16 protein-coding genes and 4 pseudogenes are annotated in these 14,503 nt (G+C 60.8%); 11 read left to right on the top strand and 9 right to left on the bottom strand.

The genetic code is table 11. The features are described from left to right. Positions 1-193: 193 nt before the first annotated feature. A pseudogene (locus tag PU724_RS27125) lies at positions 194-486 on the bottom strand (transposase family protein); the annotation flags it as partial. Between PU724_RS27125 and PU724_RS27120 the strand changes: the two are divergent. The 7 genes and pseudogenes from PU724_RS27120 to PU724_RS27090 all read left to right on the top strand — a co-directional run. Continuing rightward, positions 439-980: pseudogene (locus PU724_RS27120) on the top strand (LamB/YcsF family protein); the annotation flags it as partial. The pseudogenes PU724_RS27125 and PU724_RS27120 sit on opposite strands and share 48 nt — an antisense overlap. After that, positions 973-1,368 carry a carboxyltransferase domain-containing protein gene (locus PU724_RS27115; protein ID WP_354424614.1) on the top strand — a complete coding sequence of 132 codons (396 nt, stop codon included), beginning with the start codon at positions 973-975 and terminating at the stop codon, positions 1,366-1,368. The pseudogene PU724_RS27120 and the gene PU724_RS27115, both read left to right, overlap by 8 nt. Then, positions 1,263-1,517, top strand: coding sequence for a carboxyltransferase domain-containing protein (locus tag PU724_RS27110; protein ID WP_354424615.1), 255 nt, complete (start codon positions 1,263-1,265; stop codon positions 1,515-1,517). The genes PU724_RS27115 and PU724_RS27110 overlap by 106 nt, the downstream gene beginning before the upstream one ends. A gap of 144 nt (positions 1,518-1,661) precedes the next feature. Beyond that, complete coding sequence (locus PU724_RS27105) at positions 1,662-2,072, top strand: hypothetical protein (RefSeq protein WP_426213686.1); 411 nt, start codon at positions 1,662-1,664, stop codon at positions 2,070-2,072. Next, entirely contained in the window at positions 2,053-2,505 is a 453-nt protein-coding gene (locus PU724_RS27100) for a 5-oxoprolinase subunit C family protein (protein ID WP_426213685.1), read from the top strand. Before PU724_RS27105 ends, PU724_RS27100 begins: the two co-directional genes overlap by 20 nt. Before the next feature lie 274 nt (positions 2,506-2,779). Then, positions 2,780-2,988: pseudogene (locus PU724_RS27095) on the top strand (hypothetical protein); the annotation flags it as partial. Between the two features lie 714 nt (positions 2,989-3,702). Next, on the top strand, positions 3,703-4,863 hold the full coding sequence (locus PU724_RS27090) for an MFS transporter (RefSeq protein ID WP_354424623.1): 1,161 nt from the start codon (positions 3,703-3,705) through the stop codon (positions 4,861-4,863). 94 nt (positions 4,864-4,957) lie between these two features. On the opposite strand, the pseudogene PU724_RS27085 reads toward PU724_RS27090, so the two are convergent. The 8 genes and pseudogenes from PU724_RS27085 to PU724_RS27050 form a co-directional block, all read right to left on the bottom strand. Continuing rightward, positions 4,958-5,281 (bottom strand): annotated as a pseudogene (locus PU724_RS27085) (ABC transporter ATP-binding protein); the annotation flags it as partial. Positions 5,282-5,910: 629 nt separating this feature from the next. After that, a complete protein-coding gene (locus PU724_RS27080; RefSeq protein WP_354424625.1) occupies positions 5,911-6,471 on the bottom strand; it encodes a hypothetical protein in 561 nt (186 codons plus the stop codon). Then, positions 6,471-6,971, bottom strand: a complete 501-nt coding sequence (locus PU724_RS27075) for an ASCH domain-containing protein (protein ID WP_354424627.1) — start codon at positions 6,969-6,971, stop codon at positions 6,471-6,473. The genes PU724_RS27080 and PU724_RS27075 overlap by 1 nt, the downstream gene beginning before the upstream one ends. Beyond that, entirely contained in the window at positions 6,914-8,248 is a 1,335-nt protein-coding gene (locus PU724_RS27070) for a hypothetical protein (protein WP_354424629.1), read from the bottom strand. The genes PU724_RS27075 and PU724_RS27070 overlap by 58 nt, the downstream gene beginning before the upstream one ends. Next, entirely contained in the window at positions 8,245-9,276 is a 1,032-nt protein-coding gene (locus tag PU724_RS27065; RefSeq protein WP_354424631.1) for a radical SAM family protein, read from the bottom strand. The genes PU724_RS27070 and PU724_RS27065 overlap by 4 nt, the downstream gene beginning before the upstream one ends. Next, complete coding sequence (locus tag PU724_RS27060) at positions 9,273-9,881, bottom strand: DUF4186 family protein (protein WP_354424633.1); 609 nt, start codon at positions 9,879-9,881, stop codon at positions 9,273-9,275. The genes PU724_RS27065 and PU724_RS27060 overlap by 4 nt, the downstream gene beginning before the upstream one ends. A 9-nt stretch (positions 9,882-9,890) precedes the next feature. Then, a complete protein-coding gene (locus PU724_RS27055; protein WP_354424635.1) occupies positions 9,891-11,339 on the bottom strand; it encodes a helix-turn-helix domain-containing protein in 1,449 nt (482 codons plus the stop codon). Then, complete coding sequence (locus PU724_RS27050) at positions 11,336-11,773, bottom strand: DUF6932 family protein (RefSeq protein ID WP_426213684.1); 438 nt, start codon at positions 11,771-11,773, stop codon at positions 11,336-11,338. Before PU724_RS27050 ends, PU724_RS27055 begins: the two co-directional genes overlap by 4 nt. Positions 11,774-12,036: 263 nt before the next feature. Between PU724_RS27050 and PU724_RS27045 the strand changes: the two genes are divergently transcribed. From PU724_RS27045 to PU724_RS27030, 4 genes are all read left to right on the top strand, one after another. After that, positions 12,037-12,648: a hypothetical protein gene (locus PU724_RS27045; protein ID WP_354424639.1), complete on the top strand. Its 612-nt coding sequence runs from the start codon at positions 12,037-12,039 to the stop codon at positions 12,646-12,648. A 136-nt stretch (positions 12,649-12,784) separates the two neighbouring features. After that, complete coding sequence (locus PU724_RS27040; protein ID WP_354424640.1) at positions 12,785-13,243, top strand: hypothetical protein; 459 nt, start codon at positions 12,785-12,787, stop codon at positions 13,241-13,243. Further along, positions 13,240-13,962: a class I SAM-dependent methyltransferase gene (locus PU724_RS27035; protein ID WP_354424642.1), complete on the top strand. Its 723-nt coding sequence runs from the start codon at positions 13,240-13,242 to the stop codon at positions 13,960-13,962. The genes PU724_RS27040 and PU724_RS27035 overlap by 4 nt, the downstream gene beginning before the upstream one ends. A gap of 178 nt (positions 13,963-14,140) precedes the next feature. Beyond that, on the top strand, positions 14,141-14,350 hold the full coding sequence (locus PU724_RS27030) for a cold-shock protein (RefSeq protein ID WP_354424644.1): 210 nt from the start codon (positions 14,141-14,143) through the stop codon (positions 14,348-14,350). Positions 14,351-14,503 lie beyond the last annotated feature (153 nt).

Genomic DNA, 14,503 nt, shown 5'->3' with positions numbered 1-14,503 from the left:
AGTCGCGGCTTGTTTGCCCTGATCCATGTCAGAGCCGCGCGATTTTGCTTCAGACGGGAGCAGAAGGTGGCGATTGGACGAGGAAACGCAGCCACGCGCAGGCCCGGCTTACTGAACAAGTCGGCGCCTGTGGGCCGCTGGGCGTGGTGGCGATTGCAATGTCGCGCGGGGGCCTGCAAAATATGGCTGATGCCTTGGCGAGGCGGCGGCAGCGGCCGAGCCATGCGAGGGTGCGCTCCAAGGCCAAGCGCCCGGGCAAGACGATGAAGCCCCTGGCCTGATCGGACCGCTCGGCGATCTCGACGTTCACCTGGGCGATCGCCTTCTTCAGCCCCTTGCGAAACTCCGGCCCCTGACAGCCGCCATCGGCGTAGAGCTTGAGCAGGAAAGGGTAGAGGCCGACAGCGTCGCCATCGCCACCACGCCGCCAACGCGGTCGGCCGGCGCAACATGGATCCGACAAGGGAGGAGCTGATCGGGGACGTCATCTACCAGATCGGCGCGCTACAGGGGCTCGCAAAAGCCGCCGGCACCACGGTCCGATACATCAAGCCACACGGCGCGCTCTACAACACGATCGCGCACGACACACGCAGGGAGCTGGCGTCATCGACGGCATCAAGGCGATAGATCCCTCGCTCGCGCTGATGGCGCTTTCGGGTGCTCCGATCATCGAGCAGGCGCGCGCAGTTGGGCTGAGAGTTGTCTGCGAAGCCTTTGCCGACCGAGCTTACGACGCCGATGGCAGTCTCGTCAGCCGCCGCCTTCCACGGGCGGTCATCCATGAGCCGGGATTAGTCGCGGCGCGCATGCTGCGTTTGGTCAAAGAAGGACGCATCATTGCCGTCGATGGCACCGCAATTGAACTCGAAACGGAGTCGACTTGCGTCCACGGCGATACGCCGGCCGCAGTATCGATCGCGGTTCGTGACGCGCTCGTCAGCAACGTTGTCGAACTGAAGAGTTTCACCCATGGCTGACCGTTACCGCTTTCTACCTGCGGGCACAGGCGCCTTGCTCGTCGAACTCGACGATCTGGAGGCCACGCTGACTCTCCACGATGCGCTGCAAGCTGATTGGCCTGACGGGGTGATTGAACTCGTGCCGGCTGCCCGTACGCTACTAATGCGCTTCGACCCGCTTGCGACCGAACGCTTTGCATTGGTTGTTGCCACAGCGAATGTCGACCTGTCGAACCGTTCCATCCGGCACGGGGAGACCTTCGAGATCCCCGTTACATATGACGGGGCGGTCACAACGATGTGGCTGCATTCCTCGGGTGGCCGATCGAACAGTTTGTCCGTCGGCATACCGAGGCGACCTACACTGTTGCCTGTACCGGTTTTGCGCCGGGCTTTGCTTACATGACCTGCGATGATCCTGCCTTCGATGTGCCGCGGCGCAAAAGTCTGCGGCTGCGCATTCCTGCCGGTTCTGTGGCACTTGGAGGCAAGTTCGGTGGGATTTATCCCACGGACAGCCCCGGCGGGTGGCACCCCTCGGACACACGCCGTTGAAGGTGTGGGACACGAGCCGAGATCGCGCGGCGCTCCTCGCACCCGGAGACCGGGTGCGCTTCCGAGACATGGCAAAGGGCACAGCTATGGCCGTTGTTTCCGACGTTTCGGCCGCCTTCTCGAAGTGCACGACCGCTTCAAGCAATGGCGGCGGTCTTCTCGTTACCCGCGACGACCGCCCTGCCCTTTTCCAGGATCTCGGTCGGCCCGGCCAGGCTGGTCAGGGGGTGTCGGAATCTGGAGCGCTCGATCGCAAAAGCCTTATCGAAGCCAATCTTTGCGTCGGCAACCTGGGAATTCGGCGGTGATCGAGATCGCTTATGGTGGATTTGCCGTGAAGGCCGATCGATCGGTGACGCTGGCCACCACGGGGCATCATCGCCGATGACGGTCCGCACCGCCGACGAGCACAGCGTCGGTGCACCGCTTGGGCGGCCCTTCGCACTCAATGCGCAAGACGAACTGACCCTCGAATTCCCCTGGAAGGCACGCGAACCTAGCTGGCGTTCGGGGCGGTTTTCTTATCGACAAGGTTTTGAATTCGGCGGCAACTGACTCATTGGCAAAGGTTGGTCCGAGCCAGTCCTTGCGGGCGACATTCGTCGATCCATGTCGGCCCTGGCCTCAGATGCTGCCCAAGGCAGGCGACACCGTCACTCTCGACATTTTGCTTGGGCCGCGGACTGACTGGTTTACGGAGAAAGGCCTCGAGACACTGCTTGCGCAGGACTGGCAGGTGACGGCCGAATCGAGCCGTGTCGGGGTGCGCCTTGCTGGCGTGGAGCCTTTGGAGAGGGGTGATACCGCAGAACTTCCATCGGAAAGGAACGCCCCGGGGGCGCGATCCAAGTGCCGCATAGCGGCCAACCGGTGCTTTTCCTCGCCGACCATCCGCTCCAGGTGGCCATCCGGTGTCGCAGTTGTCGGCGATCATCTTGATCTCGCAGGCCAGATCCCCATCTGCGCGAGGATCCAACGGCAAGACTGAAGCAACGCCCTAAAAGGCGGCCTTGATGGCGGCGGCACTCCGACTTGCTTGGCAAAAGCGAGACGCATGTCACGCCCCAGGGGCAGGCCGCATCACCATCACGATGCGACCAGGAGCTATGGTCGGACTCGCGCCGAACTGGCAACGATCGACTGACATCCAAAGACATCAGAGGCCGCACGGCCAACATAAGGCGATGCAGAGAATTGAATGAAGTCACGGGCAGAAACGGCCGCCTCCAGAAAGGCGATTAGGGTCGAGGAAATCAGCAGTTGAGGGAGCGAGATTTTCCAATCTCCTTAGGCTTGCCCGAGAGCGACTGGTGGACGGCCAATTGTGGGTCAATCCGGATTGCGGTCTCAAAACACGCCGATGGGAGGAGTCCGCCCCGCGCTGATGAGCATGGTTGCAGCAGCGCGTGAAGTCCGCGAGAAAGCGCAGACCGAATGTGGCGTGCGTCGAAATAGAGGCCCTCGATCGTAGACATTCGCATTCAACAGCGACCAGACCTCGCAGAACCAGAATTGCCCGGCACCCTCTGAATAGACGTGGCAAACAGCTCCCTTGCTAAGGCAAGCGAGCGTGACCTGACCGAAGCCTGTCAAGGCGGCTCTGCGAGCGTGGGCATGATGCTTTCTCGTTCAACGCCTATAGCTCGGGGAGCCTGAAAAGGGGACAAAATCCCAAAGTGGCATAGCGCTTGCTTGCAGCATCAGGGGCATTGAGCTCCAAACTGGAGCGCAGCGCTGTAATGTTTAGAGTCGCCAGTTCAGCGAACCTCGTCATCCTGTGTTCACGGGGGGGTTCCCGGCGAGCAGCAAGAACAGACATGATTTCCACGCCGAACCGTGCTCGTGGGCGCAGGCATGTGACGCCGTGGCCAACGGCAAGTATCGGAACAAAGCCGCCGCAGTTCTCGCCAAGATTCCCTCAACTTGCGGGGAGGCAATCGGCGTCGGCAGCTCATCATATTTTCGTTTCCTCCACAGTTGCCCATGAGAGAGAAACGTCAGGTCGCTTGAGCCAGAACAGTCCTGTTGACGACCATCGCTCAGAAGCCGCCCACCTCAACAGCCCGCCCTCTAGTAGAAAAAAGGCCGCTCTCCTTCCTCTGATTCCAGTGTTGCTATGGTGCAGCTCGTGCATGGCGGCCGTTCAGACAATCTCGGTCTTGGACCGTCTTAGCAGGGACGTCTCATGCCGCTGCCAATCCTAGCGCTTGCCATAGCATCCTTCTGCATCGGCACCAGCGAATTCGTGATTATGGGCCTGCTGCCGGACGTCGCCGCCGACCTTGGCGTCTCGATCCCTTCGGCTGGCCTTCTGGTCACCGGCTATGCGCTGGGCGTCGTGTTCGGCGCACCGATCGTCGCCATGGCAACCGCGCCCCTGCCGCGCAAACCCGTGCTTGTCGGCCTCGCCGCGCTCTTCGTCATCGGCAACCTCTTCTGCGGCATCGCACCGAACTACTGGCTGCTGATGGCAGCGCGCGTCGTCACCGCCTTTGGCCATGGCGCCTTCTTCGGCATCGGCTCCGTCGTCGCCGCGAGCCTCGTGCCGCGCAACAAGCGGGCGAGCGCCATCGCCCTGATGTTCGCCGGCCTGACGCTTTCCAACATCCTCGGTGTTCCTGCCGGCACCGCGCTCGGCGAAGCCTTCGGCTGGCGCTCCACCTTCCTCGCCGTGGTCGGCATCGGCCTGATCTCGGTCGCGGCCATCGCCTGGCTGGTGCCCTCGGATGTCGCGGAGCCGAGCGGCGGTGGTCTGCGCGACGAACTCCGCGTGCTCGGCAAGCTGCAGGTGTGGCTGGCAATGCTGATCGCCTCGCTCGCTTCGGCCAGCCTGTTTGCTGTTTTCACCTACATCAAACCTTACCTCACCGACGTCTCCGGCCTGTCGACGGCGAACGTCACATGGGTGCTGCTTCTCTTCGGCGCCGGCATGACCATCGGCAATGTCATCGGCGGCAGGCTAGCCGACTGGAAGCTGATGCCCACGGTCATCGGCACGTTGCTCGCCATGGCCCTGCTGTTCGTCGCCTTCGCCAAGCTCGGCGCGGTTGCCGCGGTCGCCGTCGCCATCGTCTTCCTGTGGGGCATGCTGATCTTCATCGTCGTTCCGCCGCTGCAGATGCGCGTCGTCGAGGCGGCCGCCGAAGGCCCGAACCTTGCCGCCACGCTCAACCAGGGCGCCTTCAATGTCGGCAACGCCAGCGGCGCCTGGATCGGCGGCCTCGCCATCTCCTGGGGCGTGTCCTATGCCGACCTGCCGCTGGTGGGCGCGGCGCTCGCGTTGCTCGCCGTTGCCGTCGCCGCAGCGTCGCACGCACTCGACCGGCGCTCGGTGGTACAGACTTAGTCGTCGGATCAAATGCTTGCTCCGAATGCCCGATCCTTGCTGGTGCTTCGGCAATTCTCTCCCCGTGAAAGGTTCCGCATGGATCTCAAGCTATATCGAGGGTGGCACGTACCCAGGTCCGCCGCGCACGGTGCCGCCACTTGGCGATGATCTTGGCGAGACGCTGGTCCTCCCGAGCTTCGGCGCCGAAAGCCTTCACCACTGTGTTGTAGCTGATTGCGTCCGCTAGCGCACCGCCAAGCTTTGTGTCCCACCTGTTGGCAAGGCTTGCTGCGGCCGTGACATAGCGGAGCGACATGATACCGGTGACCGCCAGGTAAACAAGTGAACCGCCGGCAACGATCAGACCCATCATCGGCCAGTGCCAACCTATCAGCACCGTCGAACCAACAAGCATGATGAGCGACGGGAACAACGCGTCCCTCGCGGGGAAGGCCAACTTCACACGTATCCCCCTTGCGGCTATGTCGCATGTCCGACGATGTCGGACATGCGACATAGCCGCATTAAAACTATTTTCTCTGTGGCTCAGGTGTTTGTCTGCCTTGTCGCGGGACAGGCGGCCGCAAGGACGTGTTCGATGCTCACGTCCCTAAGGTGGGTGGGCTGCGCGAGGGCAGTCAGCATGCCGACCTTGCGGCGGCCCAACCACGAACCCCGTCGCCGAGACCCAGCTGGGCCCTGCAGCCGGGCAAAAAAGTGCGCACGACCGGCAAACACAACGAGAGAAGCGAACGCTCGACGCGCCTGCCCTCAAGTCGGTTGGCAGGCCAACTCGGGTTGGAGTTGGAGGAGCGGAAGTCCGCGATGGCGTCGCTCAACATCGAGGAGGTCAGCGTCCTGTTTGGGGCCGTTAGCAGACCAGCAGCTTCAGAGCCTTAGTCAACGAGTAGCAGACCTATAGAGCAGAAGGTTCAGGTCTCGATCTGGCCCGAACCGAGTTTTGATTGCGCTACCGTCGTCAGCTTGTCTGCAATCGGGATCATGGTGCCGCCCGATGGTGAAGGCAGACGTACGTGTCAGCCACCAATTTAGAAGTGTCAGAGCCTACAGGCCTGCAATGAGCGGGCTCTCTTGCCAGCCTGTAATCAGCTTGAGACAATCTGAGACTACGCCGTCCAAAGGCTGTTCGGCATTGACAACACCGTCGGCCCGTTGCGGAAGCATATCACCCAATTCCGCCTCAACGCGGTGTGACGTTGCGCGAGCGAAATCTTGCGCGTCGTCCCGAGTCTGAATGCGGTCGATGCGCGTGGTCTCGACAGCTCCGAGGAACAGGAGGCGCGTCTGGGTGGGCTTGCTTTCGGCGACGAGAATTTCGAAAATACTCACATGCCGAACACCGTCGAGTATGAAATTTTCGCCCGGCTTAAAGCCGCCAGCGCTTAGGACGTCGCGGCAGAATGACTTCGGGTCCTCATCGACGCGCTTCTGGCCCAAGTCCTGTAACGCCTCACGGCTGTCTGGATTTCCCCCAAGACGCGTGATCTCGCTACGCAAGTAGTCTCCAAAACCGGTGCGTCGCCAACCAAGTGCCTCCGCAACGGCCGCGCTGACCGACGACTTGCCACTGCCGATTTGACCGGAGAAACAGAGCAACAGGCCCATTAGAAGGCGAAACTCATCTGCCGAGGCCGCAACGAAACCCAGCCGCGACGGTCACGCTTGTCACAGTTTACGGGCGCGATGGACGCGGGGGTGCCGAGTTCGATCAACGTGGCGTAAAGCGAATCGGCTCGGGACGCCCAGAATTCGTCATCAGCTCCAATGCCCGCACCAAATCGGTCGCGGATGCGGTCAAGCGGCTCGGCTTCGAGGTCATAGCACCACGTGCGTCGCGCGAGTGCGATGCCGCAGATCGGCCCGGAAACCTCCTTCACAAGAATGATATCGCCATCGCCGACCTCGCCATATGGTGCGCAGCGATTGCGGCTGAATCGCGATTCGATCGTCTTTTCACCCGACAGCACCATTGACAGGTACGGTTCAGAGAAGATTGCGAGATGGATCCCGATGCGGCTCGTAGGCTGCGTCGCGCCGGATAAGTAGGTCAGCCAGAAATGGTGACTGTCGACTTGTTCCAGTAAGGCGTCGAACTGGACCTCCAAGTCATGCTCCCTTCAAGGGCCACCATCGGCGCACCTCGTTCTTCTTGTACCTCGAGAGCCGCCAAGGCCCGCAATTCGTCAGCAATTCGCTCAAGCTGCTCGTGTTCTTGCATAGTGCCCCAAAGGCGTGGCTGGACACCAGAGCCCATCGTCTCGCCAGCACAGGAAATTGCTGCCTCAAGAACAAGCTGTGGATTATTGGTTCGGAAAATCCGGTTGCCAGATGTCCAAACTTGCGCCAAGCGACGGCGCGTGTCGCGTCGGCTCACCGTTGGCAGCACGTCGCCATCGATCAGCGAGGTAAGGCCAGCCTCGCCGGAACGGGTTTCGCCATTTGCGCGTACGAAGAGCCGCATGCGCCCGATGCGAGCTTCGGTCCATTCGCGACGTTGTGCTGAAAGGGCGAGGGAGTGCCGGGTCGGCGCCCGCGCCTTCCTGAACGCCAAGAGGTCGCCTCGCCGCCAGTGCTGCGGGGGATAGATCCCGGCAGCGGCCAAAGCGTTGCGTTCAAAGAATGGCGTTTCATAGCTGATGGCCAGTGGACAATGCTCGATTGGGTCGAGCCCAAGCCTCCGGCCGAAGCCGATAACCTTTTGCCTGTCAGCTTCGGCGCTCGGCCGTGTCCCGTCGGGTGGCAGGCTAATCAGCACCACGCCGCCTGGACGGCAGGCATGCGCCGCAGCCGCGAGCATTGGCCGCACGAAGTCGAGATACCAGGGCGGATCAAGAAGAACGGCGTCTGCGCTCTGGCGGGGAAGACCGCCACTGCAGAACGCGATGGAGAGTGGCGAACCAGTGGCGCGATTGAGCTCCAAGACCCGATCCGTAACGCTGTTGTTTTCGGCCAAAAAGGCAAGTCGTCGGCCGATCGGCAAGGTCAATGCTTCGACGGCAAGCCCAGGAGTTCCAAACAATAGAATGTCGGCACCGGCCGGCGTCATTTCGGCGGCGCGATTGAGCAGCGAGCGTGCCGCGTCGGGAGTGAACCGCCACTCGAAATCGAGCGGATGCGGCAAGGGTAGCAAAGACCGGCCTTCGACGGTGTCCGACCCAGTCGCTGCGGCTTGTTGACGGACCAACGCAGCGAATGCCGAGTTGATCATGCCGCCTGCGGCAAGCCGATCCAGCGACGCGAGCAGCTCAGTCGGATAAACTGCCGGCAAACCGTGCAGAAGGGCCGCGAAGTTCGTCGCGCCATTTGATGTCGCTGCGCAAATCAATGCGTCAACCTTAGCTTCAAAGGCAATTTGCGAAAGCGAACGACGCGACTGGATCATGCGACCCTCGTGCGGAGGGGCACATCGCAGATGTGCAAGGCGCGCAAATCCGATGAAAACCGCCGTTCAAGCTCGCTCGTCCAAGCAGCAATCGCCTCTTCCTGGACGACGAGGCTCCTCTCGCGCGCCTCGTCGCGCAACAGCCTTTGCTCGACCGGAGTGAAGATCTGGATGCGCAGTGGGACGACGCGAAGCGGAAAATTAGGATCGATCGCCTGTAGTCGATCCATCAGGTCGGCGACACCCTGTGCGATGCCATCGTCATGCGGCGAGGTCAGCGTGACGTAGCCGTAGACGTCCAGTCCTAACGCAAGCACGCGCCGCAGGATCTTGAACTGTCGCTCGTAGTCTCGTGAGGCGGCGCGGGTGTTGAAGGAGAAGGATCGTGCGTCGAAACCCTTGATGCAGCAGACGCGGCCGTAGTTCCGATAGCTGTGAATGAGAGCGAGATCGGCAGGCGCGAGTTCGTCGAACAGGTAAGTGGTGCTGAGGTTGTCGTCAGTCCAGAGATAAGTCGTCTCGGCGAGACCGGCGTCGATGAGAGCCCTCATCATCCAAGGTGTCCATTCCGGCACGAGATCCGGAGAACCTCCGGAGAGGTCTATTATCCGGGGGACGTCGGGAATCTGGCGATAAAGGTCAACGAGTTCGGTAGCTGTGAACCATTCCGAGTGACTAAGGTCGGCCTTGAGTAATTCCTCCGGGACGAAACAATACCAGCAACGCCAGGCGCAGGCGGCGTTCTGGAAGACAAGCGCCGTCATTACCTCGGGAACCGGGGCAATGCCGAGCGCGCGGCAAGCGGGCGCGATTGGAAGCGGATTGGCGGGCCAGCCTTCGGCGGTCGCGAGCCGAAAATGGCGGACACGTCCATAGCCATTGCAGTTCGCCGGCAGCGTAAGGTCGATCTCCTGGCCCGACCCTGCCAGACGCGAGATTAGGACGCGGCCATGCGCGACGTCGATGGCACGCGCGCGCAATTGCTCAGCGAAACGCCGGGTGTCGATCGGCTTCGCTACGCTCGTCATGAGTGCGGCCCCTCCGGCTCAGGTGGCAGGCCCCGACGGCGCGGAGGCACCTTAACGGGCTCGTCGGCCAGATCGGGCAACTTCTCGTCAAGGAAGAGGTAGAGTAGGGTCACGCAATAGTCGAACTCCACCGGCGTCAGGTGGCGGCCTTTCGGGATATCGTGCCAGTATTCGAGGCAAGTCCGGCAGCATGTGGCCGTTGCGTGCTGCGCATAGTAAATCGCATTCCCCTCAAGCGGCGTCTGGTAACCGTCACGGGGCGGCTCTGCCACGGCGAGATATTTGCCAAGACGATCTCTCGCAGCTTCCTTCAGCGCGTCGCGGCCTTTGCGCTGGGCATGGCGCATCGCGACGTCATCGACTGGGCGATGGAAGAAGTGGTGACGGATCAGTTCGTGCTGAAGCGCAACAAAGGTGTGCGCTGCATCAGCCTTGTCGCGGCGGTGCAGTCGCTTCCAATCGACTAGGTCCACTCCGCAGGCTCGACACTTGCCGCGCTGATCGGGCGTCATCTTCTTCAGCTGCTTGAAACAATGAAGATCGTTGTCGCAGTCGGTCGACGTGCACTTGATGTCGAGCGGCGGGGGTTTCTTGAACTCAGTCACGTGAAAACCTCAATGAAGCGCCCGATCGAGCAGTTGTCGATCGAGCTCGTTGTCAATTTCGTACGGAAAGCGTTCGACGAAGACGTCACGCGCGATTGTCCACGGATCGCCGTCGTCGGCTTGCAAGTTTGCGGCTGCCCCCCACCAGTTTACACCCTGCCACGACAGACGGAATGCGAGGTAGTTCGCGAGCGCGCCGACACCGACCGAGTTCTTTGCCGCAATCAGGGGAACGACGCTCTTGAGCCGTTCGATGGAATTGCGAGCAGCTTGAACGCAAGCCTGAGCCAAGGTTTCGGCCTTGCCGTCCAGGACGACATCACCCGCAAATTGGCTGGCTGCGATCTCCTCGTCGGAGTTACGTCGATCGGAAGAAGTCTCGTCGGCCTCAATCACCTCCAACGTCTCTGCGTCGGGTCGCTGGCCGGCATGGAAGACCTCGTGTAGCAGATCGAATAGCCACCGCGCCTCGTGGCGCGAGGTCTGTTTTAGCACCACTGCATTGCGTCCTTCGTAACGCCAGCATGCGCCATGAAAGGTGCCGCGGTCGCGCAACGGCAGGACGACGACGCCCAGGTCCCAGGCTGTATGGAGCGCGCTCTTGAGGTCTATGGTGTTATGACTCCTAAGAATATACCGATGCATAGCCGCCGCGTCGGTCGGGATTTCCGCCTTAGGTAGCGATCGCGCGCCCTTGAGCGCGACGACGGCGAGATAGTTCGCATACGCCGCATAGAGGCTGGTTGCAGCCTGGGCGCGATTGGGGGGCATCTTGAACCGTGCTTCAGCCGCGGCGAAGCGCGGCGCGACAAGCGCCTGCGCACCGAAGACATTGTCTCGCGTCCAGCCGAACACGCGCTCAAGGACGGCGCCAGTCTTAGCAGTCAAAGCATAGCCGTCGTCCTCGCTCCCAATCTCGCCACTGGCGCGCGCGGCATCTGCCGACGGCAACAACCGCGTTAATAGAAACTCGCGGTCAAGCCCGACCTGACGCAGCTTGCTCACAAGCCCTGCGAAACCATCGGCGGCTACTGGGAGAAGGATATCGTTCCTGATGCGTACACCGAGCGCGCTGGCGATTTCGCGCAGGCGCTGATAACTGGCAGAAGCGTAGCGCTCGGCTTCGTAGCGCTGGATCTGCTGCTCCTTGAGACCCAGGCGCTCGGCGAGATCCTTCTGGCTGAGTCTACCCGCGATCCGCGCCTGGATAAGCCCATCGGCCAGTTCATCGAACGAGTTGATCGAGATCATCGAGAGATCGGCGGACTTGAGGCGATCATACTCAGCGATTTCCGCCTGCAAGTCGGCAAGCTGGCTTTCCATCGCCTCACGTTCTGCTTGCCGTAGGCGGGGATGCACATCGTCGCGCGCAGGACTATTCGCGAGCTCGCCAATAGCTTTGCGAAAGCGATCAACTTCGCTCCGTGTGATCTTGTACTGCCGTTCGTTGCTGATCATGGCAGACTCCCGAGATCGATGTTAACGACGCCCTTGGGCACCCCGTTGCGATCCTTCATGAAGAAGTCGCGGTAGAGCACACCAGGGGCGGCGAATAAGCTCGCCGGAAAGAGCTCGCCCAGATATTTAGATTTCATGGCTGCTCGGCCATTCGTGAAATCGAGCAGTACGGGGTCAAGGCGATAGGGGTCGACCCCTTGAGTGTTCCAAGCTCCGTCATAGTCCTCCGGCAGTTCTTTTTGAGAAACAAAGCTTCCGTCGAGGAGCACCGATCGGCAACCGGCGCCCGCTAGGTTCTGAAGGGCCGCCAACAGACCTCCAACGAGTCGGGTCCGGTGACCGTTGGCGCTGAACCGGGGCGCGACCTCGTTCCACGGGGCATCGTGAACTCCGAGAGGAAGATAACCGGTAGCTGAGTCGGCGTCAGGAAGCATGACACAACAATATCGTTGTGTCGTATGTTCGTCAAGTGTTCTGTCGACGAGTGCCTCGGAGGGTCCCCAAGGCTCGGCATTTTGAGCGGCGCGTTCGCCGTAGGATATTCCATTCGAGGCGAATCCATCATTCTAGGCAAATCTACTGATCGATACCTTCTCATTGAGCCATTGAGCCGATTGGATTGCATCGGCTCCCCGCTCTTGAGATAGAATGAGGGAGCGCAAACCATTCCGCGCCAGGTTGAGGGAGGAAGTATCTGGTGAACCCGGCGATCAAATTAGTGGCGGTTTCGGCCGGGATTTCGTCCATCATCAGCGCTGCGATCGTCTTGCTATTCGCGCAGGTTGCACCAGTGCAACATGTCTCATCGCCCGCTACGCCGACCCCACCGACTGTTTCAGTGACCCAGTCGCCATCCGCCAGCACCTCACCCGCACCTGCCTCGACTGAAAAGGGCTCGCCCGAGGCCAAGGCGATCGATACGCTTGCCGACCATAACTTGAATCCGGGCATATCGAGTCATGAGAATACGGATGCATCGTCCGACAAGGCGCCTTGGTGGGCGACCTTCGTCGGGGAGATTGCGTGGCCGGTCAGCCTACTGCTTGCCCTTATCCTCGCACTCACCATCGACCGCTTGCGTCGTTTCTTTGGCGCGGGATTCACGATGGTACGCTCGATCAAGGCCGGCGGTGTCGAGATGGAAATTAGCGTCGAGGCCGCGGATACGGTCCGCAAGGAACTCCGCAGGTCATTCGGCGAGTTGATCGAAGATGCACGGGTGGAATATGAGCGGATGGCAGACGTGCAGAACCTAAAGCGCGTCGCGCTGAAACGGATTCAGGCGACGCGCTTTAAGTCCTTGTTTTGATGCATGTCGTTGTTCCAGAACCGCGTACACTTCTGGGCGACATGCATTAGACCGCCTGCTCGCCTCCGTTGTTGAAGATGAAATCATCGTCAAGGTGTCGGGGCTAAGCCGGTCCGACATACGGGCGACACTCCACGTGAGAGACATTGTCTTCAAGGAGTTCCTGTACCAGCTAGTCGACTACTATCCCAAAGGCGGAGGCGCACATCGTAGATTCTCGCAACGATATGGGATCATCGGCCGAAGCTGGCGCTCGGGAAAGTCACATGGTACGGGAAACGCATTCGGCAACGTGCAGTCCGACGAGGCGCTGGTCGAACGTTGGGGGATGACCCTCAGCGAAACGCACGGCGTCCTGCAGAACAAGCATTCCTGCCTGAGCGTAGTTCTCAGAGCAGGTGGAACCGAAAGCGGCATTCTCTATCTTGATTCCTCCAAGGAAAACGCCTTCGGCGAGGATGCAGTAGCTCAAACGTTCGCCCGCTCGCTAGAGACACAGTGCTCTGTGGTGGCCTTGGCAGAGGCCGTCGAGAGGGCAATGACACCACTCAGGGCCGCAGGACCTAATCTCGATCTGAAGGATGCCGGCAAGTGAACGCGATCCCAAAGCCCTCCCCTCCGAGGCATGCGAGCTACGACGAGATAGCGAGTGAGTACTACGATCCGCGGCGGCATCCCACCTGCGCGAGCTTGCGAGAGCTGAGCGCCGCCTATCTCACCCCGCGGATTGAGCTGGCTTCGGGAGCAGCAAAACGGCTTGTCGAAGTTGGTGTCGGTCAATCGCTGCTAGCGCCATCTTGGAGGGCGGCAGGGGGAGACCTTGGATACGTTACGCTTCTGGACAACTCTCCGTCGATGCTCGCCTATTCGGCAGACTGGCAGCGGCTCGGCACTCGCCTGGTATTGGCTGATGCGGCAGCTACCGGGCTGCCCGCCGCTTCCGTGGACGTACTTATTTCGTCGCTCGGCGACCCCTACAATTCACCGCTCTTCTGGCAGGAAGTCTCGCGCATCCTCAAGCCGGGCGGAATCTGCCACTTCACCTTGCCAGCATTTGAATGGGCGATGGCTTTTCGCGACAAGGAAAACATGTCAACCGCCGAATTCCTGCGAGCCGACGGGGTCAAACTGCTTTTGCCGTCGCCTGTGTTGAACGAACTGGATCAGCGGAGGATGTTTGCTACAGCAGGACTCAGGCTGGTGGACGAAGAGGCGCTCACCCGACAAGCACTGACTTCGAGGCCGGCTCCAAAGCTGATGTGCGTGCCCGTCGACGTACCAGCAGTCCGCGGGTACTCTTTGCAGCGGCCCTAGGCCAATTCGCATCCAGCGAATGTCGGGTCTTAGTAGTCACGAATTTACACCTGAACGGCTGACGTAGGCGCATTCGAGACATTCCCCCCAAGCCCGGTGCGCTTTCCGTGTTGGCAATCGATGGCCGTCATTGGTATGCTTGATCGGCACGCGGCATCCTATCAAAAAAGGACACTATATGGCTACCGGGACGGTGAAATGGTTCAATTCGCAAAAGGGTTTTGGTTTCATTCAGCCTGACCAGGGTGGCCCGGACGTGTTCGTGCATATTTCGGCCGTTGAGCGATCCGGCCTGCGGGGCCTCAATGATGGTCAGAAGGTCAGCTATGAACTGGTGCAGGACAAACGTTCCGGAAAGACGTCAGCCGGCGAGCTTCGGACGATCTGATAGAGAACCGCTGTCATTGAGAGTCCTCTCTGATTGGGGTCGTCGTGGTCAAGGTGCTCCTGCACTTTTTCTCGGACCGTTCCGCGGGTCACTCGCTTCTCTTCGCGGTCGGCGCTTGGGCCGCCGCATGATGGGATCAGGAGAGCGAGACGT

Origin of the sequence: Mesorhizobium abyssinicae (assembly GCF_049887195.1) — a bacterium.
Taxonomy (GTDB): domain Bacteria; phylum Pseudomonadota; class Alphaproteobacteria; order Rhizobiales; family Rhizobiaceae; genus Mesorhizobium; species Mesorhizobium abyssinicae.
This window is presented reverse-complemented; position numbering and strand designations above follow the sequence as displayed.

What these genes read in the sequence shown, in the direction of transcription:
- PU724_RS27115 (WP_354424614.1), top strand. Translation starts at nt 973, where the DNA reads ATGGCTGACCGTTACCGCTTTCTACCTGCGGGCACAGGCGCCTTGCTC.
- PU724_RS27105 (WP_426213686.1), top strand. Translation starts at nt 1,662, where the DNA reads ATGGCGGCGGTCTTCTCGTTACCCGCGACGACCGCCCTGCCCTTTTCC.
- PU724_RS27090 (WP_354424623.1), top strand. Translation starts at nt 3,703, where the DNA reads ATGCCGCTGCCAATCCTAGCGCTTGCCATAGCATCCTTCTGCATCGGC.
- PU724_RS27080 (WP_354424625.1), bottom strand. Translation starts at nt 6,471, where the DNA reads ATGGGCCTGTTGCTCTGTTTCTCCGGTCAAATCGGCAGTGGCAAGTCG.
- PU724_RS27070 (WP_354424629.1), bottom strand. Translation starts at nt 8,248, where the DNA reads ATGATCCAGTCGCGTCGTTCGCTTTCGCAAATTGCCTTTGAAGCTAAG.
- PU724_RS27065 (WP_354424631.1), bottom strand. Translation starts at nt 9,276, where the DNA reads ATGACGAGCGTAGCGAAGCCGATCGACACCCGGCGTTTCGCTGAGCAA.
- PU724_RS27055 (WP_354424635.1), bottom strand. Translation starts at nt 11,339, where the DNA reads ATGATCAGCAACGAACGGCAGTACAAGATCACACGGAGCGAAGTTGAT.
- PU724_RS27050 (WP_426213684.1), bottom strand. Translation starts at nt 11,773, where the DNA reads ATGCTTCCTGACGCCGACTCAGCTACCGGTTATCTTCCTCTCGGAGTT.
- PU724_RS27030 (WP_354424644.1), top strand. Translation starts at nt 14,141, where the DNA reads ATGGCTACCGGGACGGTGAAATGGTTCAATTCGCAAAAGGGTTTTGGT.